This is a genomic window from Arthrobacter ginsengisoli (assembly GCF_031456935.1).
GTDB classification, from domain to species: domain Bacteria; phylum Actinomycetota; class Actinomycetes; order Actinomycetales; family Micrococcaceae; genus Arthrobacter; species Arthrobacter ginsengisoli.
Genome location: NZ_JAVDVQ010000022.1, coordinates 22,617 through 48,971, shown reverse-complemented (window position 1 = coordinate 48,971; position 26,355 = coordinate 22,617). Strand labels below are relative to the sequence as shown.

Below are 26,355 nucleotides of genomic sequence, written 5' to 3'. Positions count from 1 at the left end.
TGACGATGCTTTGAACCTGCGCACCGGCCAGGCCGCAGAGGTCACGCACTGGCGCAACGCCGTCGTGGCCGCCTACGCGGTCAGCGGCATCGCATTCGCCACCTGGGTGTCCCGGCTGCCGGCCATCCGCGACGGGCTGGACCTGACCCCGGCGAATGTCGGGCTGCTGCTGCTCTGCATGACCCTGGGCTCCTTCCTCTCGGTCTCGGCGTCCGGGCTGATCGTGCTGCGGTTCGGTTCGAAGCAGACCATCCGGATCGGCAGCATCATGGTGGGTGCCGGGCTGGTCCTCGCCGGACTGGGAACCTCGGTCCTGGTCAGCCCGCCCGCCACCGCCGCGGGGCTCGCCGTGATCGGCCTCGGCACGGCCAGCTGGAACACGGCCTCCAACGTGGAGGGTGCCGCGGTGGAACGGGCCGTCCGGCGGCACATCATGCCCCGCCTGCACGGATCGTTCAGTCTCGGTACCGTCGCAGGAGCCGCGGCCGGAGCCTGGGCCGCCGCAGCCGGCGTGTCCGTGTTCTGGCATTTCGCCGTGGTGGGCGTCCTCGTCGCCACTTCCGTGGCCACCGCCGCTGCCTGGTTCCGCGCCGACATCACGCCGGTCGACGTCGGGCCGAGTTTCAAGCCGGCCCGGCCCGACACCGTCGAGGGTCCTTCCACCGGGCCCATCCCGGTCGTCCTGCCGGCGCCGGACCGGCCCGAAGAACCGCTGGACAACAAGCGGCAGATCGCGCGCGCCTGGCGGGACCGCCGGACGCTCCTGCTGGGGGTGCTGGTGCTGGGGCTCGCCCTCGCCGAGGGCGCAGCGGGGGACTGGGTGGCGCTGGCGCTCGCCGATGGCCACGGCCAGTCCGATGCCGCGGGCGCCGCCGGGTACGGGCTGTTCGTCACGTTCATGACCATCGGCCGCTTCGCCGGCACCGGGGTCCTGGACCGCTTCGGCCGCGTCCCGGTGATGCGCTGGTGCGCCGCCCTGGCAGTGCTGGGCCTGGGATTGTTCGTTTTCGCTCCGGTGCCGTGGATGGCCTATGTGGCCCTCGCGGTCTGGGGGCTGGGCGCCTCGCTGGGCTTCCCGGTGGGCATGTCCGCCGCCGCCGACGACCCGGCCAAGGCGGCCGCCCGGGTCTCGGTGGTCTCCACGATCGGCTACGGGGCGTTCCTCTGCGGCCCGCCGCTGCTGGGCCTGCTGGCAGAGCACGTCGGGATCCTGCACTCCCTGCTGGCCGTTATGGTGATGCTCGTGGTCAGCTTCCTGCTCTCCCCGGTGGCCCGGAAAATCAGCTGACCGGACGGTACCGGCTTAGGGGAGTGCGGCGTTGCGGGACTAGGCTGGTCGGGTGACCCAGACACTGCTCTCCACCCTGACCACGGCCGCCGTCGGTGGCCCCGCCGGCCGTTTCATCGAGGCCCGCACCGAGGCGGAAATCGTCGACGCCGTCCGCTCAGCGGACGCTGCCGGTGAGTCCCTGCTGATCATCGGCGGGGGCTCCAACCTGCTGGTATCCGACGACGGGTTCCCCGGCACCGTACTGAAGATCGCCTCGGAGGGGTTCACCGTCACCGCGGAGGACTCCTGCGGCGGGGTCGCCGTCGTGGTCCAGGCGGGGCACAACTGGGACGCCCTGGTTGAGCACGCCGTGCGGCACGCCTGGTCCGGGATCGAGGCGCTCTCCGGCATTCCCGGCGCCACCGGCGCCACCCCGGTCCAGAACGTGGGTGCCTACGGCTCGGACGTTTCCCAGACCATCGCCGCGGTCCGGACCTGGGACCGGGAACGCAACGCCGTGAAGACCTTCACGAATTCCGAGTTGAAGTTCGGCTACCGCGATTCGCTCCTCAAGCAGACCACCGTCAACGGCTCACCGCGCTTCGTGGTGCTCACGGTCGAATTCCAGCTCCCGCTGGGCCGGATGAGCGCCCCCATCCGCTACGCCGAACTCGCCCGCGCGCTGGGGGTCGAGGCCGGCCAGCGGGCCTATTCCAACGATGTCCGGCGGGAGGTGCTCCGGCTCCGGGCGTCCAAGGGCATGGTGTGGGACGCAGCCGACCGGGACACCTACTCCACCGGTTCCTTCTTTACCAACCCGATTGTGCCGGCAGCCGAGGCGGCCGGGCTGCCTGACGGCGCGCCCCGCTACCCGGGCGGCGCGGACGGGCTGACGAAGCTGTCGGCGGCCTGGCTGATCGACCAGGCCGGTTACGGCAAGGGCTTCGGGCTGGAACCGGACAGCGTTTCCGGCGGCCGGGCCTCGCTTTCCACGAAACACACCCTGGCCATCACCAACAGGGGAAACGCCCGCACCGCGGACCTGCTGGCGATCGCGCGTGAGGTGCGCCGCGGCGTCGTCGAACGCTTTGGGATTGAGCTGCACCCGGAACCGCTGCTCATCGGCGTCGAGCTTTAGGAAGCGGCGGTCCTCAGCTCCTGCCGCGGTGTCCGATGACCCGGCTGAACAGCATAAAGGTGAAGCCGGACGCCGCGGCGCCGAGGAAGAAGACCTGGCAAAACGCCACGGTCTGGGCGCTGTGCCCGCTGCGGAGCAAGAAACCGGCCAGCGCGAACACGACCGCGCCGAGCAGCAGTGCCAGCGAGCCGAGCAGGAAACTCCGCACGGTGTCCGGCAGGCCCCCGTTGTCCAGGCCGTCCGGTGATTCACCGGCGTCACGGATTGCCGAGCGCGGCTGCACCGATGCGGCCGTGACGAAACTGGTCACCGCGACGGCCATCGACACCATGGCCACGAGCTGCATCGTGCTCATCATCGGGGAAATCCGTGTCCCGCTGGCAATCGCAATGGCGAGCCCCGCGGCCATGCCGGCGGCGCTGGACACCCAGCCCAGCAGTGCCAGCCTCCTGCTCAGGGGCCGCAGCAGCGGCCACATCTCCCGTATGGTCATCCATCAAGGGTAAGGAGTCCGGCTGGAAGGCGGCTGGGAACCACCCGTCCGGCGGCTTAGCATGAGTGCATGACAGCAACGGCGCGTGTGCGGCTCAGCGGGGCGGTCCTGGGCCGTCTGCGCCTGGTCTCGCAGGGCCTGGCCGGGGCGGGATTCAGAAGCGCCGCGGCGGCGGTGCGCTGGATGACGGCGATGCAGGCGCAGGACCTGGCGGCGGCGCTCTGGGCAGTCGGCCAGCGTTGTCCGGGTTCCCGGGTCGGCGATGTCCGCAGCGCCCTCGACCGGGGGGAGATCGTGCGCTCCTGGCCGATGCGCGGCACGCTGCACCTGCTGGCTCCCGAGGACCTGAAGTGGATGCTGGCGATTACCTCCGAGCGGCTGATCCGCGGCATGGCCGGGCGCCACCGCGAGCTGGAGATTTCTGCCGGGGACGTCGACGCCGCTGCCGGAACCGCGCTGGAGCTTGTCTCCGGCGGGGCAGCCGCCAGCCGGGCGGAGCTGTTCCAGGCCTTCGAACGGGCGGGCCAGTCCACGGCCGGGCAGCGCGGCATCCACCTGCTGGGGATCCTGTGCCAGCGCGGCTGGCTGGTGCTGGGGCCGCTGGCCGGGAACCAGCAGCTCGTCGTGGCCTTCGACGACTGGATCTCCGAGTCGCGGAGCCTGGACCGGGCCGAAGGCATCGCCGAGTGGCTGCTGCGCTACCTGCGCAGCCACGGCCCGGCCACGGAGCGTGACTTTTCCTGGTGGTCCGGGATTCCCCTGACGGAGGTCCGCGCCGCCCTGGCCACCGTGAAGGACCAGCTGGCGCAGGTGACCTTCGAGGGGACCGGTTACTGGCTCTCCCCGGAAACAGCCGCGTTGCTCGACACCGGCGTCCCCGCCGGACGCCTGGTGCTGGCACTGCCCGGATTTGATGAGTTCCTGCTCGGCTACAAGGACCGGTCGCTGGTGCTGCCGCCCGAGCATGCGGACAAGATCGTGCCGGGCGGCAACGGCGTCTTCCGCAAAACCATTGTGGCCGGCGGCCAGGTCATCGGCACCTGGGAGGTATCCCGCAGCGGCGCCGCCGCCGTGGCAGTACCTGAGCCCTTCGACGAGGTTAACGGACTGCGGCCCGCAGCCCAAAGATCCTTTGGGCTGCAGGCCGCGAAGTACCGGAGATTCCTCGGCACCTGAACCGGTGCTGAACCGGTGCTGGACCGGTATGGCGAGGTTCCTAGAGGGTTCCGGTCGCGATGTTGAGCATGCGGCGCAACGGTTCGGCCGCGCCCCAGAGCAGCTGGTCGCCGACGGTGAACGCACTGATGTACTGCGGGCCCATCTCCAGTTTCCGGATGCGGCCCACCGGGATGTCCAGGGTGCCGGACGCCGCCACGGGAGTCAGGTCGGCCATGGACGCGTCCTTGGAGTTCGGCACGACCTTGGCCCACTCGTTGTCCTCGTCGAGGAGCTTTTCGATCTCGGCGACGGAGAGGTCTTCGCGGAGCTTGAGCGTGAGCGCCTGGGAGTGCGAACGCATGGCGCCGATCCGGATGCACAGCCCGTCCATGATGATGTGGTCATCGCCGGAGGTACCGAGGATCTTGTTGGTCTCCACCCCGGCCTTCCATTCCTCCTTGGACTGGCCGTTGCCGAGGTCCGCGTCGATCCAGGGGATCAGCGATCCGGCCAGCGGGACACCGAACTGGCTGGCGTCGATGTCGGTGCGCTGGTGGGCCAGGACCTTGCGGTCAATGTCCAGGATGGCCGACGCCGGGTCGTCCAGTTCCGTGCTGACCTGGGCGTTGAGCGTGCCGAACTGGCTCAGCAGTTCGCGCATGTGCCGGGCGCCGCCGCCGGAGGCGGCCTGGTAGGTCATCGACGTGCCCCATTCGACGAGGCCGTTCTTGAACAGCCCGCCGAGGCCCATCAGCATGCAGGAGACGGTGCAGTTGCCGCCGATGAAGTCCTTTACGCCGCCGGAAAGCCCGGCGTCGATGACGTCGCGGTTGATCGGGTCCAGCACGATGATGGAATCGTCGTTCATCCGCAGCGTGGACGCGGCGTCGATCCAGAGACCGTCCCAGCCGCGGCCGCGCAGTTCGCCGTGGACCTGCTTGGTGTAGTCGCCGCCCTGGGCGGTAACGATAATTGGCAGCTTCGCCAGGGCGTCGACGTCGAACGCGTTCTCGAGCTTGCCGGCGCCGTCAGCGAACGCGGGCGCCGCCCCTCCGGCGTTCGAGGTGGAGAAAAATACTGGGTTGATGTTGGCGAAGTCGCCCTCGTCCTGCATGCGCTGCATTAGGACGGAACCGACCATGCCACGCCAACCGACCAGTCCAACGGACGGAGTAGCTGCTGTAGTCATTGTGCCAGTTTAGACTTTGCCGGCTCCGGAGCGCAGTCGGTTACGTCACCGGAGCGGACGACGCCCATCAGGCGCCGTCGCCCCGAGGCTCCGCGAGCAGGGCGTGCTTTCGCTTCCGGAGGGCAAAGAACGCCCCGAAGGCAAAGGCCTGGGTGATGACCACGAGCACGATGGCTCCGACGATCTTGTTGCCGCCCAGGATCATGGTCAGCCCTACGATCGCGGACAGCAGCGCCAGCAGCGGCAGCAGCATGTAGCCGAGGACAAAGAGGGTTTCGGGTTTCTTCAGCATTCGCTTAGTGCTCCGTCCGGCGCCACACGTTGATGCGGTAGCGGGTGCCGTTGTCGGCGGTCTGCCAGCCGTCGGCCGGAAGGCTGGCGCCCATCGTCCAGTCGTAGCCGAGCTCCGGGGCGAACGTGTCGCCCTCCGTGGTGGTGTCAATCGTGGTGATGACGGCGATGTCGGCAAGGTCCATCGACTGCGCAAAGATCTTGCCGCCGCCGATGATCCAGACCATGTCGTTGCCCGGGGCGAACTGGGACTCCAGGAGCGCGTCGTCCAGGGATTTGACCGCGATGGCGCCCTCCGCCGCCGCAGTTGCGCCCCAGCCTTCCTGCCGGGTGATGACGATGTTCGTCCGGCCGGGCAGGGGGCGGTATTTGTCCGGAAAGGATTCCCAGGTCTTGCGGCCCATGATCACCGGGTGGCCGGTGGTCAACCGGCTGAAGTGGGACATGTCCTCGGGAAGGTGCCACGGCATGCCGCCGTCCTTCCCGATGACGCCGGTGTTGGTTTGGGCCCAGACGACGCCGAGGCCGGTGAGGTCGGCCAGTGTGCCGGTGAAGTCGGCGGGCTGTGTGCCCGGGGTCTTGTCGTTGCTCATACGGCTATCGGGGCCTTAATCGTCGGGTGGTGCTGGTATCCGACCACTTCGAAGTCATCGAGGGTGTAGTCGAAGATGGAGTCCGGCTTGCGGGTGATCTTGAGCTGGGGGTACTCGTAGGGGTCCCGGGCCAGCTGTTTGAGGACCTGGTCCATGTGGTTGTCGTAGATGTGCACGTCGCCGCCGGTCCAGACGAATTCGCCCGGTTCCAGACCGGTCTGCTGGGCGACCATGCAGGTCAGCAGGGCGTAGGAGGCGATGTTGAACGGCACCCCCAGGAACGTGTCAGCGGAGCGCTGGTAGAGCTGGCAGGAGAGCTTGCCGTCGGCCACGTAGAACTGGAAGAACGCGTGGCACGGCGGCAGGGCCATGTCCTTGAGCTCGGCGACGTTCCACGCCGAGACGATGTGCCGCCGGGAATCCGGGTTGGTCTTGAGGTTCTCGATGAGTTCGGCGATCTGGTCGATATGGCCGCCGTCGGGGGTCGGCCAGGAGCGCCACTGGACACCGTAAACCGGGCCCAGTTCGCCGTCAGCGTCGGCCCATTCGTTCCAGATGGTGACACCCTGGTCCTGCATCCACTTCACGTTTGTGTCCCCGCGCAGGAACCAGAGCAGCTCCACCGCGACGGACTTGAAGTGCACGCGTTTGGTGGTGATCAGGGGGAAGTTCTTGCTCAGGTCGAAACGCAGCTGGCGGCCGAACACACTGAGGGTCCCGGTCCCGGTCCGGTCCGATTTGTGCGTGCCGTGCGCCAGGACATCGCGCAGCAGGTCTTCATAGGGCGTTGGAATGCTCACCGTCCCAGTCTACTGAGAACTCAGGGCCTCAATCGTCGAAGGGCCTGAACCGCTCTACCGCGACCACCCTGTCCTTGCTGTGGTGGGCCACATGGCACACCACGATCTCGCCGGGAGCCAGGAACGGGTCGGAGCCCGGCAGTTGGGCCCGCAGCTTGGAACCCATGTGCTTCCCGAGCTGGGCGAACACCGTGGGGAGGGCCGGGCGGTGCGTGCAAAGCACCACGGCCCGCTGCTTGTCGAAGAGGCCTTCGACCGCGGCGGCAGTCTTGTGCGGGTGGCGGGCGTGCCGGTGCTCGGTGAGGGCTTCATTCAGCTTCACCTTCGCCTCGGACGCCCTGGCGTAGGGGGCGATCGTGGAGGTGCACCTGAGCCAGGGGCTGGAGACAATTCGCATTGGCTTCCAGGCCTGCAGAAGCCGTCCAACTGCCTGCGCCTGGCGCGTCCCGGTGGCTGCCAGCGGCCGGTCACCTTCGGCTTTGGACCACGAGGAGCGCGGTTTGGCCTTGGCATGGCGCACGATCACGAGCGGCCACGTCTTCAGTTCACCGAGGGCATGTGCAGCCGCCAGATGCTCCAGCGGGGCCACGTCGCTCGGGTTGCTGAGCAGGCTGGCAGCCTTCTCCGGCGAGCACCACATCACGCTGTCCACTTCCTTGCCGTCCGGCAGGATCTGGGCCCCGTTGACGTCAACGGCCCAGTAGTGGACCACTTTCAGCCCGAGGGGGACGTGATAATGGATGGACGGCAGCGGGATGCCCAGCGGCGCCCTCAACCCGATTTCCTCGTCAACCTCGCGGGCGGCGCACTCGGGCACCGTCTCGCCGGGGTCGATCTTGCCCTTGGGCCAGGACCAGTCGTCATAGCGGGGGCGGTGGATCAGCAGGACCTCGAGTTTGTCCTTCTCGCCCGGGGCGACACGCCACGGCAGGGCACCCGCAGCCACCACCACGATTTCCTCGCCGGGATGGTCTGTCTGGTCGGCAATCGGTGAATCGCTATTCAATGACGGCGCCCCTAGCGCAGCCCGGCCGCGCGCTGCCGCGAGCGGGAATTGAGCAGCCAGGATTGGATGTCTTCGAGGTCGCGCCCATCTTCGGTGAGGTGGTGGCGGGTCCATTCCGCCTGGTTGTCCAGGTGCCAGCTGGCGGTCCCCGGATCCATGTAGCGGCGCAGCAGGTCCATGACGTAGGTGGTGTCGTCCCCGCTGGTGAGCTGGACGAGGGCTTCCACTCGCCGGTCAAGGTTGCGGTGCATCATGTCCGCCGAACCGATGTACACCACCGGGTCCCCGGCATTGGCGAAGGCGAAGACGCGGGAGTGTTCCAGGAAGCGGCCCAGCACGGAGCGGACCGTGATGTTCTCGCTGAGTCCGGGCACGCCCGGGCGCAGTGAGCAGATGCCGCGGACAATGATGTCCACGGGAACGCCGGCCTGCGACGCCCGGTACAGGGAGTCGATGATGGCTTCGTCCACCATCGAGTTGACCTTGATCTGGACCCGGGCGGTCAGGCCGGCACGGGCGTTGCGGATCTCGGTTTCGATCCGGTCGATGAGTCCGGAGCGGACCGACCGCGGCGCGACCAGGAGCCGCTTGAAGGTCGACTTCGGGGCGTAGCCGGAGAGCTGGTTGAACAGCTTGGAAAGGTCCTCGCCCACCTGCTCGTTGGCCGTCAGCAGGCCCAGGTCCTCGTAGTACCGGGCCGTGCGGGGGTGGTAGTTCCCGGTGCCGATGTGGCAGTAGCGGCGGAGCCCGTCCACTTCCTGGCGCACCACGAGGGAGAGCTTGCAGTGCGTCTTCAATCCCACGATGCCGTAGACCACGTGGACGCCGGCCTGCTCCAGCTTCCGGGCCCAGGAGATGTTGGCCTGCTCATCGAAGCGGGCCTTGATCTCCACGAGGGCCAGGACCTGCTTGCCGGCTTCGGCGGCGTCGATCAGCGCGTCGACGATCGGCGAGTCGCCCGAGGTGCGGTACAGCGTCTGCTTGATGGCCTGGACCTTGGGGTCCGAGGCCGCCTGTTCCAGGAACGCCTGCACCGAGGTGGAGAAGGAATCGTAGGGGTGGTGCAGCAGGATGTCCCGCCGCCGCATGGCCGCGAAGACGTTCGCCGCCTTGGAAGTTTCCGATTCGTTCAGGTGCCGGGACGTGTGCGGGACATGCTTGGGGTAGTGCAGGTCCGCCCGGTCGATTCCGGCGATGACCGAGAGGCCCCGGAGGTCCAGCGGTGCAGGGACGGAGTAGACCTCGGATTCCTCGACGCCGAGCTCGCGGATCAGCAGCGCCCGGATGTTCGGGTTGATGTCGTTCGTGACTTCGAGCCGGACCGGCGGGCCGAAACGGCGGCGCAGCAGTTCCTTTTCGAGCGCCTGCAGCAGGTTCTCGGCGTCGTCCTCTTCGACTTCCAGGTCCTCGTTGCGGGTGACGCGGAAGGTGTGGTGTTCCAGCACCTCCATGCCGGCAAAGAGCTGGTCCAGGTGGACGGCGATGACTTCCTCGAGCGCGATGAAACGGGCCACCCGGCCCGGCACGGAACCGGCGCGCGGGCCGTCGATCGAGATCAGCCGGGGCAGCTGGTCCGGGACCTTGAGGCGGGCGAAGAGTTCCTTGTCGCTGACCGGGTTGCGGACCACCACGGCGAGGTTCAGTGAGAGCCCTGAAATGTAGGGGAAGGGGTGGGCCGGGTCCACCGCGAGCGGGGTCAGGATCGGGAAGACCTTCTCCGCGAACATGGCGCTGAGCTGGTCCTGGGCCTGGGAATCCAGGTCCTCCCAGTGCATGAGGTGGATGTGCTCATAGGCCAGCGCCGGACGGATCTGCTCGGCGTAGACACGGGCGTGGCGCTGCTGCAGCCGGTGGGCCTCGTCACCGATCTGCTCCAGGACCTGCACCGGGCTGAGCCCGGCGGGGGAGGGGACGGCGAGGCCGGTGGCGATCCGGCGCTTCAGCCCGGCGACCCGGACCATAAAGAACTCATCGAGGTTGGACGCGAAGATGGAGAGGAAACTGACGCGTTCCAGCAGGTGCAGGTTCGGGTCTTCGGCGAGCTCCAGCACGCGGGCGTTGAACGAGAGCCAGCTCAGTTCACGGTCCAGGAAGCGGTCCGGGCTGAAGTCGCCCTCCGGCTCCACGCTGGGCGCGAATTCGGGAATGTCGATCCGGTCCTGCGTGGCCCGCGAGGCAGGCACTTCGGAGGAGCCGAACTGGGCGCGCGCGATTGGAGCCTTGGTGTCCGACGTGGCGGCCTCAGACGTGGCGGTCCGGGCTGAATCCCGTTGCATGGTCTCTCCTAATACTGGCGCGATTTTGCTTCAACCTTACAAGCAATCACGCGCCGATCAGCTGTCGGGAGTCCGGAATTCCCCCGGGTGAACACAAGGTGAACGCCGGGTGCACTCCGGATGCCTGCCGGGTGGGTCAGCGCCCTTCCAGCGGGGCGTACATCACGTCGACGTCCCAGCGGGTGAAGCCCAGCCGCCGGTACAGCGACACGGCCGGAATGTTGTCCGCATCGACGTAGAGCATGACGGCGTGCAGGCCCTGGTGCTGCAGGTGCCGGATGCCGGCGACCGTCAGCGCCTTGCCCAGCCCGGTGCCCTGCGCGTGGGGTGTAACGCCCACGACGTACACCTCGCCGATCGCGGGATGGTCCCCGTGCCGGGGATGCACCTTGGTCCAGTGGAAGCCGATGATCCGGTCCGAGGCGTCGACGGCCAGCAGGAAACCGGCGGGATCGAACCACGGCTCGGCCATCCTGGCGTCCAGGTCGGCGCGTGACATGTTTCCCTGTTCGGCGTGGTGCGCGAAGGCGGCCCGGTTCGCGGCGAGCCAGGCGTCCTCATCCCGGCCCGGGACGAATACCCGAAGCGTCACGCCGTCGGGCAGCGGGACGTCCGGCAGTTCCGCGGCCGCGCTCGTCAGCCGCATCTTCCACAACTCGCGCACGGGGCCGTAGCCATAGCGCGCGGCGAGCTCCGCCGCAGCCTCATGGTTGCCGTGCGACCAGGCGTTGAGGCCGGCGAAGCCGCGGGTGGCCCGGAGCTCGCCGACCAGCCGGTCGGCCACGCCCTGGTTGCGGTAGCTGGGGTGGACGGCAACTTCCAGGACTCCCGTGCCGTCCGGCTCCTCGATGACGACGGCGACCCCGGCCAGGTCCTGGGCCGTGGCCGGGTCCGGCTTCTCATCCGGGCTGTACAGCGCCAGTGTCAGCACTGAATGTCCGCCGGTGTCCGCGGCGCGCAGCGTGACCAGCGTCTGTTCGGACAGCGGCGGATTGCCGTCGGATTCCTCCGCGGCGGCCGCGAGGGCCTTGATGTCCTTCAGGAGCTGCGCGTCCGCAGCTCCCTTGGCTGCGAGTACGGGCCAGTCTTCGGGATGCGCGGGACTCATGGTGCAAGGCTATACGGTGCGGCCGGGGCGGGGCCGATTTTGTGGTTTCCGGAACTGTTCCGTATAGTCGGTAACTCATCCGGCTGTTCGGACCAGGGCCTGTGTCCTGGAAACCGGCAGTCCAGATGCGAGGGGGATCCACCACTGGGGTGGCCTCGATACGTTCGACCCGTATGTCCTCCACTCAAGTCAAGCAAAAAGCCCCGGACTGTTGTCCGGGGCTTTTTGTCTGCCCTGGGTGGCCGGGATTGGGGAGCGCCAGCGCGGGCTGGGGCGCCCCGTCTCGGTCAGGCTTCGGTGAGTTCTTCCTCGGCATGCCGGACCAGGGTCAGCCGGTAGCCCACGTTGCGGACCGTGCTGATCAGGTTCTCGTGGTCGGCGCCGAGCTTGGCGCGCAGCCGCCGGACGTGAACGTCCACCGTGCGGGTGCCGCCGTAATAGTCATAGCCCCAGACCTCGGTCAGCAGCTGCTGGCGGGTGAAGACCCGGCCGGGGTGCTGTGCCAGGTACTTGAGCAGTTCAAATTCCTTGAAGGTCAGGTTCAGCGGCGCGCCGTTGACCCGGGCGGTGTAACTGGCCTCGTCGATGACGACGCCGGCGGCCCGGATCTCGGTCGGGGCATCGTCCTGCTCCGTGGCGGCGCGGGCGACGCCCAGCCGGATCCGGGCCTCGACCTCGGCGGGTCCGGCGGTGTCCAGCAGGATGTCATCCACGGCCCACGCCGAGGAAACGGCGGCCATGCCGCCCTCGGTCAGGATCAGCATCAGGGGGGCGCTCAGGCCGGTGGCCTTCAGCAGTTGGGTCAGGGAGCGTGCGCCAACGAGGTCTTTGCGGGCGTCGAGCAGGACGATATCGCAGGGATCGGTCTCCAGCAGCGCCGTCGGCTCGGCCGGGAGAATATGGACCCGGTGGTTCAGTAATTCCAGAGCAGGCAGGACGTCCACCGAGGAGCCGGTGCTGTTCGTCAGTAGCAGGATGTGCGACATGTTTCCTCCAAGGGGTGTCAGCGCATCGTTGGGCGTCTGTAGCTGACTCCGAGTATACCCAAATGCCCCTTCCCGGACATGATGCGGCCACGTGTGGCCGTTTCCCGTGCGACACACAACGGTCACATAGGGCAGGATTGATCCGTCGGGAGGGCCGCAGTCCCCTGACGAAAGATCAGGTCGAATTGGGGTCCGCAGTGAGCGAAGGTACGACGATGGCCGGAAGACAGATGACGGATAAACAGATGTCGGGTGAACAGTGAAGTCGTGGGTCATCGGCATCATCGGCCTGGCCGGACTCGCCGCCGTTGTCGGCGCATCCTACGCCTCGCCGGAGGCTCTCCTGGTAGTTGGTGTGCTGACCGCCGCCGCCATCGGAATCGGCTGGCCGCATTTCCTGGGCATCCCCGCCCGGAAAACCCTGGGCGTCCTGATCGGCCTCCCCGGTGTTGGCGCCGCCCTGGCAGCCGCTTACCTTCCGGCCCCGGGTTTCCTGGACTGGACGCCATCGTTCATGGCGGCCGGCCTGATGGCGATCTTCGTGATGCAGCTGATCCGCGGTACGGGGCAGGCTCAGCGCCTGGAGTCCACGCTCGGTTCCAGTGCAGGCGTCATGCTGTCCTGCCTGGGTGCCGGATGGATCGCCTGCTCCCGCTTCAACGGCGTGCGCGAGATGGTCCTGGTCGCGGCGATCAGCGCTGCGATCGCCCTGCTGGCGGGCCTGATCCGCTGGCCGGACCGCGTGGTGGCTCCGCTCGGCGTCGTCGGGGCGGGGCTGGCAGGCCCGCTCGCGGGCTTCATCTTCTCCGACATTGCGGTGCTGCCGGCCGCAATTGTCGGGGTTGTGGTGGGAGCCGTGCTGGTGAGTTTCCGCCGGTTGGTGATCCTCCGCGGTGAATCGCTAAGCTTTGCGGCAGCCCTCGGAATAGGGCTGGGCCCGGTTTCCGCCGTCGGTTCGCTGGCCTACTTCATAGACAAACTACTCATCTTCTAACGCGCTAGGATGGCATCATGTCCGTACTTGCATTTGAAATCTTCTTCCTTGTTCTGCTCGGCGTTGCCAGCCTGGCCATGGCGTGGTTCGCCGGCTTTGTTGTCTATCGCCTATTCAAAGGCCAGAAGTAACAGCCAGAAACTATTAGCCGTCTTCTTTTCCAGAGGTAGCTGTGCCGATTGAAATACCGACAGACCTGACACCCGAAATTGTTCCGCTGTCCTGGCTCATTGGTGAGTGGGAGGGCCGGGGCAGGCTTGGGGCCGGGGAAGAGGATTCCGAGCACTTCCTGCAGCACGTATCGTTCACGCACAACGGTCTGCCCTACCTGCAGTACCGTGCCGAGAGCTGGCTGACGGATGACGAAGGCACCCGGCTGCGTCCTTTGACCGTCGAAACCGGTTTCTGGGCCCTGGAGCGCAAGCAGCGCGAAGAAGACGGCGGCCCGGGTCTGATCCCGGCTGACATCGTTCCCGTGCTCAAAAGCGCCGACGAGGTCGAGGCCCTGCGTAACAAAGACGGCGGCTTCGACATCTCCGTCTCGATCGCCCACCCCGGCGGGATCTCGGAACTGTACTACGGCCAGATCAAGGGCCCGCAGATCCAGCTCAGCACCGACATGGTGATGCGCGGCAGCCACTCCAAGGAGTACACGGCCGCCACCAGGATCTTCGGACTCGTGGACGGCAACCTGCTCTGGCGCTGGGACGTGGCTACCGGCAAGGGTCCCGACGGCGGCAGCGGCCTGGAGGCCCACGCCTCCGCCATCCTTCACAAGGTCAACTGACCGGCGGCGCCCCGCGCCGTCGAACCGCAGCCTGGTCTTGGGGTCTCACTGATTGTCCGTTGTCCGTAGCGACCGCAGGGAGCACCACAGTGAATGCCATACCTGCCATGCCTGCCGATTTCAGCGATCTCAAGGCCGTGTACTTCAACGGCACCCTCAAGAAGTCCCCGGAGACCTCCAACACGCAGGGACTGATCGAGGTCAGCCGCCGGATCATGGAGAAACACGGGGTCACCACGCGGGTCATCCGGACGGTGGACCACGACATCGCCAGCGGCGTCTACCCGGACATGCGCGAGCACGGCTGGCGGACCGACGAATGGCCGGAGCTCTATCCGGCCGTCCGGGACGCCGACATCGTCGTCGTGGCCGGGCCGATCTGGCTGGGCGACAACTCCTCCCAGACCAAGAAACTGATCGAACGCCTCTATGCGCACTCCGGCGAACTCAACGGCAAGGGGCAGTGGGCGTTCTACCCCAAGGTGGGCGGCTGCCTGATCACCGGCAATGAGGACGGGATCAAGCATTGCGCCATGAACGTCCTGTACAGCCTCCAGCACATCGGCTTCACCATCCCGCCGCAGGCGGACGCCGGCTGGATCGGCGCTGTGGGGCCGGGCCCGAGCTACCTTGACGAAGGCTCCGGCGGTCCGGAAAGCGACTTCACCAACCGCAACACCACCTTCATGACCTGGAACCTGCTGCACCTGGCCCGGATGCTGAAGGACGCAGGCGGCATTCCCGCCTACGGCAACCTGCCCGACGCCTGGAAAGCCGGAACCCGGTTTGACTTTGAAAATCCGGAATACCGCTAACCCTGAAGGACTTCTACTACATATGACTATCAAGAGCCCCCTGCTGGCGCGCCCCGGCGCCGTCGAAGCCGGCGGCGCTGACGCCGGCGTCGCCTCCCACTACGGCGAACCGCTGCGCGAACAGCGGGCGCTGGCCGCCGGCAGCGCCGTCGTGGACCTGTCCCACCGCGGCGTCGTGACCGTCGCCGGGCCGGACCGGCTGAGCTGGCTCAACACCCTGTCCTCACAGCAGCTCACCAACCTGGCGCCCGGACAGTCCAGCGAACTGCTGCTGCTGAGTGTGCAGGGCCGGATCGAATTCGACGCACGGGTGCTCGACGACGGCGCGACGACCTGGCTGATCGTGGAGGCCGCGGAGGCCGGGCCGCTGGCCGAGTGGCTCAACAAGATGAAGTTCATGCTCCGCGTGGAGATCGCCGACGTTTCGGCGGACTGGGCCGTGCTGGGAACCACCCGCCCGGTGCCGGAATGGTCCGGCCTGCTGGTCTGGGAAGACCCCTGGCCGCACGTCGGAGCCGGCGGCTATTCCTATGCGGTCGTGGGCGAGGACACCCACCCCGGGCTGGAACGGCCCTGGTTCGAGTACCTTGTCCCGGCCGCTGAGCTGGAAGCCACCGTCGGCGACCGCCCCCTCGCCGGGATCTGGGCCGCCGAGGCGCTGCGGATCGCAGCGTGGCGTCCGCGCTGGGGCGCCGAAACCGATGACAAGACCATCCCGCACGAACTGGACCTGCTCCGCACCGCCGTGCACCTGAACAAGGGCTGCTACAAGGGCCAGGAAACCGTGGCCCGGGTCCACAACCTGGGCCACCCGCCCCGCCGGCTGGTGTTCCTGCAGCTTGACGGCTCGCAGCACACGATGCCCGCCGTTGGCAGCGAGGTCCGGTCCGGTGACCGCAAGGTCGGCACCGTGACCTCGGTGGCGCAGCACTTCGAAATGGGGCCGGTGGCCCTGGCGGTGGTGAAGCGCTCGGTCCCGCCCGGGGAAGTCCTGACCGTCCTTGACGGCGAGGAGCCGTACACCGCCGCGCAGGAGGTCATCGTCGCCCCCGACGCCGGCCAGGTCGTCGGGCGCCAGACCGGCTTCCTGCGGGGCACCCGATGAGCGGCGACACCCCGGGCGTCCCGGACGAGGAGACCCTCGCCCTGGCCCATGCCCTCTTCGATGCGGCCCGCGAAGGCAACGATGCATTGCTCGGCCGCTACCTGTCCGCCGGTGCCCCGGCGACGATGATGACCGCGGCCGGCGATTCCCTGCTGATGCTGGCTGCCTATCACGGCCACGCCGACACGGTCCGGCTGATCCTGGCCCACGGCGGGGATGCCAATACCGCCAACGACCGCGGCCAGACGCCGCTCGCCGGAGCCGTTTTCAAGGGCTACACGGAGGTGGTGAAGGCACTGGTTGACGCCGGCGCTGACCCCGACGCCGGCACGCCATCCGCCCGGGCCGCCGCGGAGATGTTCGAGCGGAAAGACATTCTTGCCCTGTTAGGCTGATTCGTCCGCCAGGTGCCCGGCTGGACCTTTACCGTAAGGAAACTCATGGAAAACGTCGCCAGGCCGTGGCCGGCACTCTGGTCGCTCGTGATCGGGTTCTTTATGATCCTGGTCGACACGACCATCGTGTCGGTGGCCAACCCAAGCATCATGGAAGGCCTGAACACCGACATCAACTCGGTGATCTGGGTAACCAGCGCTTACCTGCTCGCCTACGCGGTCCCGCTGCTGATCACCGGCCGGCTGGGCGACCGGTTCGGCCCGAAAAGGCTCTACCTGACCGGGCTGGTCGTCTTCACGCTGGCCTCGCTCTGGTGTGGTCTCTCCGGCGATGTGGAGACGCTGATCCTGGCCCGCGTGTTCCAGGGCCTCGGCGCCGCGCTGATGACACCCCAGACCATGGCCGTCATCACCCGGATCTTCCCGCCGGACCGGCGCGGGGCCGCGATGGGAATCTGGGGCGCCACCGCGGGCGTCGCCACCCTGGTCGGGCCGATCCTCGGCGGCGTCCTGGTCGACGGCCTCGGCTGGGAGTGGATCTTCTTCATCAACCTCCCGGTGGGCGTCGTCGGATTCTTCCTGGCGCTGCGTTTCGTGCCTACGCTGAGCACGCACCCGCACAAGTTCGATATCCCCGGCGTGCTGCTCAGTGCCGTCGGGCTGTTCCTGCTGGTGTTCGGCATCCAGGAAGGCGAGACCTACAATTGGGGCACCATCACCGGCCCCATCACGGTGTGGGGGCTCATCATCGCCGGGATCGCGGTGCTGGTGGTGTTTGTCCTGTGGCAAAAGGTGAACAAGGGCGAACCCCTGCTGCCGCTGTCCCTGTTCAAGGACCGCAACTTCTCCCTCGCGAACATCGGCATCACCACGGTCGGCTTCACGGTCACCGCCTTCACCCTGCCGCTGATCTTCTACTTCCAGGTTGTCCGCGGCCTGACCCCCACCCAGTCCGCGCTGATGATGGTGCCGATGGCGCTCATTTCCGGCGGACTCGCGCCGGTGGTCGGCAAGATCATCGACCGGGTCAACCCGAAGTTCATCACCGCCGCCGGCCTGTTCCTGATGTCCGTGGCGCTGTTCTGGAATGGGTTCCTGATGCACCCGGATACGCCGATCCTGCTGTTCCTGCTGCCGAGCGCCGTGCTCGGGTTCGCGAACGCCGGCATCTGGGCGCCGCTGAGTACCACCGCCACGCGGAACCTGCCGCCGCGGCTGGCCGGCGCCGGCGCCGGCGTGTACAACACCACGCGCCAGATCGGGGCCGTCCTGGGCAGCGCGGCGATTGCGGTCCTGATCCAGGCCCGGCTTGTGGCGGAACTCCCTGCCGTCCCGGGCGGATCCGGGGAGGCAAGCCCGATGTCGTTTGGCGGCGCCCTGTCCGAATCCCTGCAGGATGGATTCTCGACGGCGATGGGCCAGTCCATCCTGCTGCCCGCCGCTGTCATCCTGCTCGGCGCGGCGGTGGCGCTGTTCTTCGCCAAGCCCCAGCCGGTGCAGGGCTGGGGGACACCCGGCGCCGTGCCGTCCACGTCAGCCGGTGCCAGGGACGCCGCGGCGCCGTCCCGCTGAGGTGGGACCGGGGTGCTGCCGGTCAGCCCAGCAGCACACTGGTCTGGATGCCGCCGGCGGCGAAGCCCAGGCTCCGGGCGATGGCCAGCGAGCCCTTGTTGCTGACATCGGAGCGCCACTGCAGCGTCAGCCCGGAGGCGAGCGCCTCGTGGGCCGCAATCGAGGCCGCCAGCGAGCCCAGCCCGCGGCGGCGCCACTCCGGAGCGACCAGCACGCCCATCTGCGCCATGATCCCTTCCCACTCGGTGTAGGCGCCGCAGGCCACGGGGGTCCGCCGGCCGTCCTCCGCGTGCATGATCGTGAAACGGTGCTCGAGGTCGGAAAGACCTACCTCGTTCACGTCATCCGGCGGACACAGGGATTCCAGTTCGACCGCTTCCGGGTTGCCGTGTGAGACGGTGAGCTCCTCGGCCGGCTGCTGCAACGGCAGGTCGTCGGCGAAGAACAGCGCGGCGGCGCCGAGTCCGTGGCCGCCATGGTCCCGGCTGATGGTGAGCAGGGTGACGTGCTGGGCGAGTTCGCCGTCGGGCAGCCCGGCGGCGGCATCCAGCGCCCATTGCGGGCCCACCAGGACAGAATTGCCGAACAGCCGGACGAACTGCACGGTCCGGGCCGCCTCATCGGCGCGCGTGATGCGTTCGCCCGCGGCAGCCGCGAAGGCGCCGTCGTCGAGCCCCAGGCGGCGGGCCCACGCGAGCTGGATGATGTCGATCGAACCGGGCTCAAGTGTCATGACTTCAGCCTACCCACCGGCGTGTCGGGCTCGGCGCGGAGGGATCAGGAGGATCAGCCGAAGAGGACCGCGGCCTCGTCATAGCGGTGCTGCGGGACGGCCTTGATGTTGCCGAGCGCAGCGTCGAAGCCGACGTGGACGATGTCGGTGCCGTTGAGGGACACCATGGTGCCCCAGCGTCCTTCGACGACTGAGTCGACGGCGGCCATGCCCAGGCGGGTCGCCAGCACACGGTCGAATGCGGTGGGAACCCCGCCGCGCTGGATGTGGCCCAGCACTGTCGCCCGGGTTTCGATGCCGGTCCTGGCCTCCAGGTCGGGGGCCAGCATTTCGGAAATCCCGCCCAGCCGCGGCCGGCCGAAGGTGTCCAGGCCGCGTTCGGAGTGCGGCGTCTCCTGGCCCTCCGGCACGAAGCCCTCCGCGACCACCACGAGCGGTGCGCGGCCACGGTCACGGGCCGAGAGGACCCACTCGGCGATCTGCTCCATCGAGGCCTTCTGCTCCGGGATGAGGATGGCGTGGGCGCCCGAGGCCATGCCGGCGTGCAGGGCGATCCAGCCGACGTGGCGGCCCATCACCTCGGCGATCATGCAGCGGTGGTGGGATTCTCCCGTGGTGCGCAGCCGGTCGATCGCCTCGGTGGCGATCTCGACGGCGGTGTCGAAGCCGAAGGTGTAGTCGGTCGCGTCAAGGTCGTTGTCGACTGTCTTGGGGACGCCGACGATTTTCAGTCCGGCGTCGGTGAGCCGCTTCGCCGCGGCCAGGGTGCCTTCGCCACCGATGGCGATCAGGGCATCGATGCCGAGCCGGTCCATGTTGGCCTTGATGACCTCGGGGCCGCCGTTGTTTTCGAACGGGTTGGTGCGCGAGGTGCCCAGAATGGTGCCGCCCTGCTTGGCGATGCCGCGGACCATGGTGCGGGGGAGCTCGATGATGTCGCCCTCGACGACGCCACGCCAGCCATCGAGGAATCCCACGAATTCGTGGCCGTGGACGGCGATGCCCTTCAGGACGACGCCGCGGATGACGGCGTTCAGACCGGGGCAGTCGCCGCCGCTGGTGAGGATTCCAATTTTCATGTCTCGGCTCAAATCCTGGCTCGAAGTGGTTACAGGCAGAGCGCCACGCTGAGCTCACCTAGAGTCTAATGGCGCCTGTGGGGCAGGACACAAAAGGTTACAGCAGGAAGTGCCCCTGCCGGGGGCGGGGGCACTTCCGTTGCTGGCGGGAGGGGTTTCAGGGCCGGATCGAGCGCTTCGCCAGGAAGGACTCGAGGATGATGGCGTTCCGCTGGTCCGGGAGGAGCAGCCAGGCCGTGAGGTAGAACACGAAGGCGGGTCCGGGAAGCAGTGCGAAGAGCAGGAACGCGATCCGGACGAACGCCACATCCACGTTCAGCTTGGCGGCGATCCCGCCGCAGACACCGCCCAACCAGCGCTGCGGACCACGTTTCAGGCCAAGGCCCCTGACGGTGCTGAAGAACTTTTCCATGGCTCAAGCCTTCCTTGTCGGGGCTTCTTTGTCACGCCCCCGGGCCGAGAGCAGCCCGCCGATCACGAGCGCCGCGCCGGCGCCAATCATCAGGCCGATCAGCACGTAGGTGCCGTTCAGCGCCACGATGCCGAGCTGGGAGACGATGAGGAGCGCGGCGAGGGCCACCACGACCAGCCCCCAGACGATCGTGCCCACGCGTGCCGGGGAGTCCTCAAACGGCTCGGGGACCGCGGTCGGCGGGGGAGTGGCCGGGCTGCTGTCTTCCGCGCGGCCGGTCGGTGCGTCATAGCTGCTCATGTCAGTTCCCTTCCTTGATGGTGACGTTGCTGAAGGTGCCGTTGATCTTCACGATCAGGGTGGCCCCCGGCTTGCCGGTGTTGTAGTGGCTTTGCTGGGTGGTCATGCCGCCGTGGTTCTGGCCGCCCTCATTGAGGTTGCCCATTGTCATGTCGGCGCGGACCTCCACCGGAACGGTATCCGGAATGACCACCGTGAGGTTGCTCGCCGTGGCGTCGATGGGGACCACAAGATCGGTCCGCAGCGGCGGGTTGAGTGCGAGCCTCGTCAGGTCAACCGTCCCGTTTCCGGCGGTGGTGTCGAAGCCGCCCAGCGCCTGTTCGATGCTCACCGGGGACCAGTCGGCGTTCTGCGGCCGGAAACGGTCGCCGTTGGGGATCACGCTGGAGATGCCGCCGGCGATCAGGGCGACGACGGCAAAGAACCCGAGGATGCCCGAGGTGCGGCCCCGGAGGCCGGCGATGAGGATGCCAAGACCGAGGACCGCAGCGGCGCTGGCCCAGACGATGGCGTTGCTGGAGGTGCCGAGGTCGATCACATTTGCGACGTCGAGGGCTTTGAGGCCGCCGCCCACGAGCAGGGCGAGGCCGGCCGTGACGGCGACGGCGGGGGCACCGGGGCCGAAGTTCCGGGCCTTGGCCGGCGGGACGGGTCCGCCGCCCGGCCCCGGCTGGTAGCCGCCGCCGGGGGGAAAGCCGGGGCCCGAGGGCGGCGGTGCGCCCCAGGCCGGGCCGGGCACGGTTGACCCGCCGTAGTGGGGCAGCGTCTCGGACGCGCCGTAGCCGGTGGCGGCGAAGGGCGCCGACGCGGCTGACGGCGTGGACGAGGCTGTTGACGCTGTTGCCGGGTAGGCGGGGCCCGCCGGGCCGGCGGGCTGGGGCGTCGAGGACATGGGCGTGGCTCCGATCCGGGGCTTGTTGCGCTGTGTCAGGAAGTAGACGAGGTAGATGAGGCCACCTACCCAGAGGACGGTCCAGATGAAGGGGCCGAAGCCGTAGCGGTCCCAGCCCCACACGCCGGTGCCCAGGCTCGGGAAGCCGATGACCGTGGTGATCAGGGCACCGGTCATGCCGGACGACCAGCGGCCGGCGGCGGCCTCCTGGACGTGGATGCGGCCGTCGGGTTCGGGCAGGAGGGCCCAGGCGACGCCGTAGAGCAGGACCCCGACGCCGGCGAACACTGTCAGGACGATCAGGATGCCGCGGACAATCAGCGGGTCGACGCCGAAGCGCCCGGCGATGCCGCTGGCGACACCGCCGACCCAGCGCTCGCGGCCACGGTGGATGCCCTGGCTGCGGATCCAGTCGAAGAAATTCTGCGGCTGGCTTGCTGCCGGCGGGGCCGGCGGGCCGTAGTAGGGCGGGGGCGTCGGGCCGGAGCCGGAGGACGGCGGCGGGGGCGGAAGCATTCCCGGGCCGGTGGGCCCGGCCGGAAAGTCCAGCGGAAGGGTGGCGGATGTATCCGCCGCGGGCCGGTGGTCGGCCGTGGAGCTGCCGGCGGTGTCGGTGGACTGATCAGCGGCGTGGTCGGCCGGTTGGGCTGCGGACTGATCAGCGGCGTGGTCGGCCGGTTTGGCTGCGGACTGCCCGGCAGTGCGGCCTGCGGGCTCGTGGTCCTCATCGTGGTTCGGCGTGTGCGGATTCATACTTCGATCCTCCCGTCCGGCGCCGATCCGCTCTACTGGGGAACACCCTGAACTGTCCCTGAGTCACCCCCGGTTAGGGCTGGAAACGGGTCCGGGCAACCCTGATCCGTGCTTGGATTGACTCATGACAACCGCCGTGTCCCGTCCGCCGCTGGTCCGCGGCAGCGACCGGGTGATTGCCGGCGTCTGCGCCGGCCTCGCCCGGCACCTGGGCTTGCCGGTGCGGGTGGTCCGGATCGGCATGGTGGTGGCCGCGCTCGCCGGAGGTGCCGGCGTCGCGTTCTATGCCTGGCTCTGGATTATGGTGCCCACCGCGGACGAAAACGCCAAACGCACTGCCCGCCAGCCGGTGTCGCCCATTGCCCCGGCAGTCAGCGCACCCGCACCCGCACCCGATGCCGCGGGCGGGGCCGGTCCGGGCCCGGCAGCCGCGCCGGCCGCAGCGGTTCCCGCCGACAGTTGGCGGAGCCGGGTCACCGGCATGCGCTACGGCAAGGAGATTCTGCTCGGCGCGGGACTGCTGCTGGCTGCCGGTATCCTGATCGCCGGCCTGCTCGGCGTGGATGTTCCGCTCGGAACCCTCATCCCGGTCGCCGCCATCCTGGGCGGCGCGGCCATCGCCTGGATGCAACTGGATGACACCCGCCGGGCCGGCCTCGTGGACAAGACCAAGGCGGACCAGGCCGGCGGCTGGGCCCGTCTGGCGGCCGGGCTGGCGCTCGTTGTGGCCGGGGTCCTGGTCATGGTCTCCGGCTCCGGGTCCTGGGAGCAGACCTGGCTTGCCCTGCTGGCCTCGGTGGCGGTGCTGGGCGGCGTGGCCCTGGTCCTCCTGCCCTGGGGGCTGAGGTTCTGGCGGGACCTGGAGGCGGAGCGGGCCGGCCGTGTCCGCGCCACCGAGCGGGCCGAGATCGCGGCGCACCTGCACGATTCCGTGCTGCAGACCCTGGCCCTGATCCAGCGGCGCGCCGGCAGCGAGACCGACGTCGTCCGCCTTGCCCGCGCCCAGGAGCGCGAACTGAGGGGCTGGCTGTACCGGGACCCGGGCAAGGAAGCCGGGCAACTGTCCGAGGGCATCCAGGCCGCGGCGGCGGAAGTGGAGGACGCCCTGGGCCATGTCGTCGAGGTGGTCAGCGTGGGCGACTGCGCCATGTCCGAACGCCACGAGGCCCTCGTCCAGGCGGCCCGCGAGGCGATGCTTAACGCGGCCCGGCACGGCGGCGGCGCCGTGTCGGTGTACCTGGAAGTGACCGACGGCTCGGCGGAGGTCTTCGTGAAGGACCGCGGCCCCGGCTTCGACCCGGACGCCGTCCCCGCGGACCGGCTCGGAGTCCGCGAATCGATCATCGGCCGGATGAACCGCCATGGCGGCACCGCCAGCATTACCAGCAGCGAAGACGGCACCGAGGTGCGGCTGAGGCTGCCCCTGGCCGCGGCAGCACCCGCCGGCGCCGCCGCCAATAACAGCAACGGAGAGGCACGACTGTGAGCAGCACCGAATCGGGGAGCCCGGCCCCGGAAATCCGGGTCGTGATCGTGGATGACCACGCCATCTTCCGCTCCGGCCTGAAGGCCGACCTGGACCCGAACATCATCGTCGCCGGCGAGGCCGGGACAGTGGAAGCGGCCGTGGCGGTGATCGCCGCGGTGCGTCCCGACGTCGTGCTCCTCGATGTCCATCTGCCGGGCGGGCTCGGCGGCGGCGGCCGCGAAGTGCTGGCGGGCTCGGCGCCCCTGCTGGGCAGCACCAGGTTCCTCGCCCTGAGCGTCTCGGACGCGGCCGAGGATGTCGTTTCGGTGATCCGGGCCGGGGCCCGCGGCTACGTCACCAAGACCATCTCCGGAGCGGAAATCTCCGACGCCGTCCGTCGCGTCGCGGGCGGCGACGCGGTCTTCTCGCCCCGGCTGGCGGGCTTTGTGCTGGATGCCTTCGGAACCGCCCCGTCCGACATCGCCGACGACGAACTGGACCGGCTGTCCGCGCGCGAGCTCGAGGTGATGCGGCTGATCGCCCGCGGTTACAGCTACAAGGAAGTCGCCAAGGAACTGTTCATCTCGATCAAGACGGTGGAGACCCACGTCTCGGCCGTGCTGCGCAAGCTCCAGCTCTCGAGCAGGCACGAACTCACCCGCTGGGCCGCCGAACGCCGCCTCCTCTAGCCACGGATGCGCTACCACTTAGGGTCCTTATCGCGCTGGAATAAGGACCGTAAGTGATAGCGCAACGGGGGTTGCGGGCGTCCTACTGGGCCTTGCCGAGGAAGTCCTGCAGGCGGGCGACGCCGGTCGCCAGGTCCTCGTCGCCGAGGGCGTAGGAGAGGCGCAGGTAACCGGAGGGGCCGAACGCCTCGCCCGGAACCACCGCCACTTCGACCTCGTCCAGGATCAGCGTGGCCAGCTCCGCCGACGTCGAGGGCCGGACGGGCCCGTTCGCGGACGGGAACTCCTTGCCCAGCAGGGCGCGGACGTCCGCGTAGACGTAGAAGGCGCCCTTCGGCGTCGGGCATTCAACGCCCTCGATGGCGTTCAGTCCGGCCACGATGGCTTTGCGGCGCCGGTCGAACGCGAGCTTCATCTTGTCGACGGCGGTCAGCGGACCGGACACGGCGGCGAGGGCAGCCATCTGCGGGATGTTGGACACGTTCGACGTGGCGTGCGACTGCAGGTTGGTGGCGGCCTTGATAACGTCGGCCGGGCCGATCATCCAGCCGACCCGCCAGCCGGTCATGGCATAGGTTTTCGCAACGCCGTTGAGGATCACAACTTTGTCGCCCAGCTCCGGGACGGCGGTCGCGATCGAGGTGAAGGGCACACCGTCGTACGTCAGGTGCTCGTAGATCTCATCGGTGACCACCCACAGGCCCTTCGACGCGGCCCACTGGCCGATCTCCCTGACCTGTTCCGGCGAGTACACGGCACCGGTGGGGTTGGACGGGGAAACGAACAGCAGGATCTTGCTGCGGTCCGTGAGGGCACTCTCAAGCTGCTCCACGGTGACCAGGTATTCCTGCTCCGGACCGGCGAAGACCTCGACCGGCACGCCGCCCGCGAGCCGGATGGCCTCCGGGTAGGTGGTCCAGAACGGCGTGGGGACGATGACCTCGTCGCCGGGATCGAGCAGCGTGGCGAAGGTGTTGTACACGGCCTGCTTGCCGCCGTTGGTGACGAGCACCTGGGATGCCTCGGCCCGGTAGCCGGAATCGCGGAACGTCTTGGCCGCAATGGCCTGCTTCAGCTCCGGCAGGCCGCCGGCGGGGGAGTAGCGGTGGAACTTGGGCTGGCCGGCGGCTTCGATGGCTGCCTGCACAATGTAATCGGGGGTCGGGAAGTCCGGCTCGCCGGCGCCGAAGCCGATGACCGGGCGGCCGGCCGCCTTCAACGCCTTCGCCTTGGCATCAACTGCCAACGTGGCGGATTCGGCTATGGCGGAAATTCGCTGTGAAATGCGGGCGGCAGGCATCGCGGGTCCATTCTTCGCTTGCAGCGGGTGGCTGTTTGTGGGATTCGACGGGATCTACTCTATGCTGTTCACCGGATCGTCCGGTATGACGGGGGTCCGTGAGTGCCGGTTCGACGTAGGCGCAGTTGTTGCGTAGACTGGTTCTCCGGTGTTGAAAACACGATGATGGTCTGCGCCTCAGGGAAATCTGGGGAACCGGGCCGGAGCGGATTTTCGATCCATAGGGTAGTGGCGCAATTGGTAGCGCAGCGGTCTCCAAAACCGCAGGTTGCAGGTTCGAGTCCTGTCTGCCCTGCGCAGCTGTTCCGGTTTCTCCGGGACGAGCGCAGCAACCATGGTTCAGTTCAGAGCCGGGTATCCGACTTTGCGAGGATAAGTGAGGACCAGGTGACCGAAACGGCTGCAAGCAGCTCCAGTGGCCGCCCCGCCAAGAATGCCCCCAAGGCAGGCCTCTTCGCTCGAATTGCACTCTTCGTCCGCCAGGTCATCGGCGAGCTGAAGAAGGTCGTCGCACCGACCCGCAAGGAACTGATCAATTACACGGTCGTGGTACTGGTGTTCGTGGTCATCATGATGCTCCTCGTCACCGTGCTGGATCTGGCCTTCGGGACCGCAGTGGCCTGGGTCTTCGGCGGCCAGGGACCAACGGACCGCTAAGGCGACCGGTCCGCAGACTGCGTGGATTACCACCGGGACACCGGAGGTTCCGCGGGGTGTGCGGAATTGAGTCATTTAAATAGGCATGTTAGGCAA

27 protein-coding genes and 1 tRNA gene are annotated in these 26,355 nt (G+C 68.2%); 13 read left to right on the top strand and 15 right to left on the bottom strand.

Annotated features, from left to right (window positions below; translation table 11 throughout):
• Positions 1-10 precede the first annotated feature (10 nt).
• Positions 11-1,288 (top strand): MFS transporter, encoded by a 1,278-nt coding sequence (locus J2X01_RS18270; RefSeq protein ID WP_310060733.1) that lies wholly within the window; start codon positions 11-13, stop codon positions 1,286-1,288.
• 52 nt (positions 1,289-1,340) lie between these two features.
• A complete protein-coding gene (locus tag J2X01_RS18265; protein WP_310060731.1) occupies positions 1,341-2,408 on the top strand; it encodes a UDP-N-acetylmuramate dehydrogenase in 1,068 nt (355 codons plus the stop codon).
• A 13-nt stretch (positions 2,409-2,421) separates the two neighbouring features.
• Here the strand turns inward: J2X01_RS18265 and J2X01_RS18260 are convergent, their stop codons facing one another.
• Positions 2,422-2,901 carry a hypothetical protein gene (locus tag J2X01_RS18260; RefSeq protein ID WP_310060729.1) on the bottom strand — a complete coding sequence of 160 codons (480 nt, stop codon included), beginning with the start codon at positions 2,899-2,901 and terminating at the stop codon, positions 2,422-2,424.
• 69 nt (positions 2,902-2,970) lie between these two features.
• On the opposite strand from J2X01_RS18260, the gene J2X01_RS18255 reads away from it, so the two are divergent.
• Positions 2,971-4,077: a winged helix DNA-binding domain-containing protein gene (locus J2X01_RS18255; RefSeq protein WP_310060727.1), complete on the top strand. Its 1,107-nt coding sequence runs from the start codon at positions 2,971-2,973 to the stop codon at positions 4,075-4,077.
• Positions 4,078-4,117: 40 nt separating this feature from the next.
• Here the strand turns inward: J2X01_RS18255 and asd are convergent, their stop codons facing one another.
• The 8 genes from asd to J2X01_RS18215 all read right to left on the bottom strand — a co-directional run bounded on the left by asd (position 4,118) and on the right by J2X01_RS18215 (position 12,308).
• Positions 4,118-5,248, bottom strand: coding sequence for an aspartate-semialdehyde dehydrogenase (gene asd / locus J2X01_RS18250; RefSeq protein WP_310060724.1), 1,131 nt, complete (start codon positions 5,246-5,248; stop codon positions 4,118-4,120).
• Between the two features lie 67 nt (positions 5,249-5,315).
• Positions 5,316-5,540 (bottom strand): NF038396 family protein, encoded by a 225-nt coding sequence (locus J2X01_RS18245; protein ID WP_310060722.1) that lies wholly within the window; start codon positions 5,538-5,540, stop codon positions 5,316-5,318.
• Between the two features lie 4 nt (positions 5,541-5,544).
• Positions 5,545-6,132: a dihydrofolate reductase gene (locus J2X01_RS18240; protein WP_310060719.1), complete on the bottom strand. Its 588-nt coding sequence runs from the start codon at positions 6,130-6,132 to the stop codon at positions 5,545-5,547.
• Positions 6,129-6,932: a thymidylate synthase gene (locus tag J2X01_RS18235; RefSeq protein ID WP_310060717.1), complete on the bottom strand. Its 804-nt coding sequence runs from the start codon at positions 6,930-6,932 to the stop codon at positions 6,129-6,131. Before J2X01_RS18235 ends, J2X01_RS18240 begins: the two co-directional genes overlap by 4 nt.
• Before the next feature lie 28 nt (positions 6,933-6,960).
• A complete protein-coding gene (locus J2X01_RS18230; protein ID WP_310060715.1) occupies positions 6,961-7,938 on the bottom strand; it encodes an NUDIX hydrolase in 978 nt (325 codons plus the stop codon).
• Between the two features lie 11 nt (positions 7,939-7,949).
• Positions 7,950-10,214: an RNA degradosome polyphosphate kinase gene (locus J2X01_RS18225; RefSeq protein ID WP_310060713.1), complete on the bottom strand. Its 2,265-nt coding sequence runs from the start codon at positions 10,212-10,214 to the stop codon at positions 7,950-7,952.
• 136 nt (positions 10,215-10,350) lie between these two features.
• On the bottom strand, positions 10,351-11,322 hold the full coding sequence (gene mshD / locus J2X01_RS18220; protein WP_310060711.1) for a mycothiol synthase: 972 nt from the start codon (positions 11,320-11,322) through the stop codon (positions 10,351-10,353).
• A gap of 287 nt (positions 11,323-11,609) precedes the next feature.
• A complete protein-coding gene (locus tag J2X01_RS18215) occupies positions 11,610-12,308 on the bottom strand; it encodes a winged helix-turn-helix transcriptional regulator (RefSeq protein WP_310060708.1) in 699 nt (232 codons plus the stop codon).
• A 259-nt stretch (positions 12,309-12,567) separates the two neighbouring features.
• Here J2X01_RS18215 and J2X01_RS18210 point away from each other — a divergent pair, with 259 nt between their 5' ends.
• The 6 genes from J2X01_RS18210 (at position 12,568) to J2X01_RS18185 (ending at position 17,976) form a co-directional block, all read left to right on the top strand.
• Positions 12,568-13,302 carry a permease gene (locus J2X01_RS18210; RefSeq protein ID WP_310060706.1) on the top strand — a complete coding sequence of 245 codons (735 nt, stop codon included), beginning with the start codon at positions 12,568-12,570 and terminating at the stop codon, positions 13,300-13,302.
• A 172-nt stretch (positions 13,303-13,474) separates the two neighbouring features.
• Positions 13,475-14,089, top strand: coding sequence for a nitrobindin family protein (locus tag J2X01_RS18205; protein ID WP_310060704.1), 615 nt, complete (start codon positions 13,475-13,477; stop codon positions 14,087-14,089).
• Between the two features lie 107 nt (positions 14,090-14,196).
• Positions 14,197-14,904 (top strand): flavodoxin family protein, encoded by a 708-nt coding sequence (locus J2X01_RS18200; RefSeq protein ID WP_310060778.1) that lies wholly within the window; start codon positions 14,197-14,199, stop codon positions 14,902-14,904.
• A gap of 22 nt (positions 14,905-14,926) precedes the next feature.
• Entirely contained in the window at positions 14,927-16,009 is a 1,083-nt protein-coding gene (gene ygfZ, locus J2X01_RS18195) for a CAF17-like 4Fe-4S cluster assembly/insertion protein YgfZ (protein WP_310060702.1), read from the top strand.
• Positions 16,006-16,404, top strand: a complete 399-nt coding sequence (locus tag J2X01_RS18190; protein WP_310060700.1) for an ankyrin repeat domain-containing protein — start codon at positions 16,006-16,008, stop codon at positions 16,402-16,404. Before ygfZ ends, J2X01_RS18190 begins: the two co-directional genes overlap by 4 nt.
• A 45-nt stretch (positions 16,405-16,449) precedes the next feature.
• The gene (locus tag J2X01_RS18185; protein WP_310060698.1) at positions 16,450-17,976 is read left to right on the top strand and encodes a DHA2 family efflux MFS transporter permease subunit; all 1,527 of its coding nucleotides are present in this window, start codon (positions 16,450-16,452) and stop codon (positions 17,974-17,976) included.
• 22 nt (positions 17,977-17,998) lie between these two features.
• On the opposite strand, the gene J2X01_RS18180 is transcribed toward J2X01_RS18185, so the two are convergent.
• From J2X01_RS18180 to J2X01_RS18160, 5 genes are all read right to left on the bottom strand, one after another.
• Complete coding sequence (locus J2X01_RS18180; protein ID WP_310060696.1) at positions 17,999-18,709, bottom strand: GNAT family N-acetyltransferase; 711 nt, start codon at positions 18,707-18,709, stop codon at positions 17,999-18,001.
• A gap of 53 nt (positions 18,710-18,762) precedes the next feature.
• Complete coding sequence (locus J2X01_RS18175) at positions 18,763-19,788, bottom strand: 6-phosphofructokinase (RefSeq protein WP_310060693.1); 1,026 nt, start codon at positions 19,786-19,788, stop codon at positions 18,763-18,765.
• A gap of 157 nt (positions 19,789-19,945) precedes the next feature.
• Complete coding sequence (locus J2X01_RS18170) at positions 19,946-20,200, bottom strand: PspC domain-containing protein (RefSeq protein WP_310060690.1); 255 nt, start codon at positions 20,198-20,200, stop codon at positions 19,946-19,948.
• Positions 20,201-20,203: 3 nt separating this feature from the next.
• Positions 20,204-20,500 (bottom strand): hypothetical protein, encoded by a 297-nt coding sequence (locus J2X01_RS18165; RefSeq protein WP_310060687.1) that lies wholly within the window; start codon positions 20,498-20,500, stop codon positions 20,204-20,206.
• A gap of 1 nt (position 20,501) precedes the next feature.
• On the bottom strand, positions 20,502-22,145 hold the full coding sequence (locus J2X01_RS18160; RefSeq protein ID WP_310060684.1) for a PspC domain-containing protein: 1,644 nt from the start codon (positions 22,143-22,145) through the stop codon (positions 20,502-20,504).
• 124 nt (positions 22,146-22,269) lie between these two features.
• Here J2X01_RS18160 and J2X01_RS18155 point away from each other — a divergent pair, with 124 nt between their 5' ends.
• Positions 22,270-23,631, top strand: coding sequence for an ATP-binding protein (locus tag J2X01_RS18155; protein WP_310060682.1), 1,362 nt, complete (start codon positions 22,270-22,272; stop codon positions 23,629-23,631).
• Complete coding sequence (locus J2X01_RS18150; RefSeq protein WP_310060679.1) at positions 23,628-24,302, top strand: LuxR C-terminal-related transcriptional regulator; 675 nt, start codon at positions 23,628-23,630, stop codon at positions 24,300-24,302. Before J2X01_RS18155 ends, J2X01_RS18150 begins: the two co-directional genes overlap by 4 nt.
• 82 nt (positions 24,303-24,384) lie before the next feature.
• Here J2X01_RS18150 and J2X01_RS18145 read toward each other — a convergent pair whose 3' ends face one another.
• Complete coding sequence (locus J2X01_RS18145; RefSeq protein WP_310060676.1) at positions 24,385-25,602, bottom strand: pyridoxal phosphate-dependent aminotransferase; 1,218 nt, start codon at positions 25,600-25,602, stop codon at positions 24,385-24,387.
• 222 nt (positions 25,603-25,824) lie between these two features.
• On the opposite strand from J2X01_RS18145, the gene J2X01_RS18140 reads away from it, so the two are divergent.
• Both J2X01_RS18140 and secE read left to right on the top strand, forming a co-directional pair.
• A tRNA-Trp gene (locus J2X01_RS18140) sits at positions 25,825-25,897 on the top strand.
• 92 nt (positions 25,898-25,989) lie between these two features.
• Entirely contained in the window at positions 25,990-26,259 is a 270-nt protein-coding gene (gene secE / locus J2X01_RS18135; protein WP_310060673.1) for a preprotein translocase subunit SecE, read from the top strand.
• The last annotated feature ends 96 nt before the right edge of the window (positions 26,260-26,355 follow it).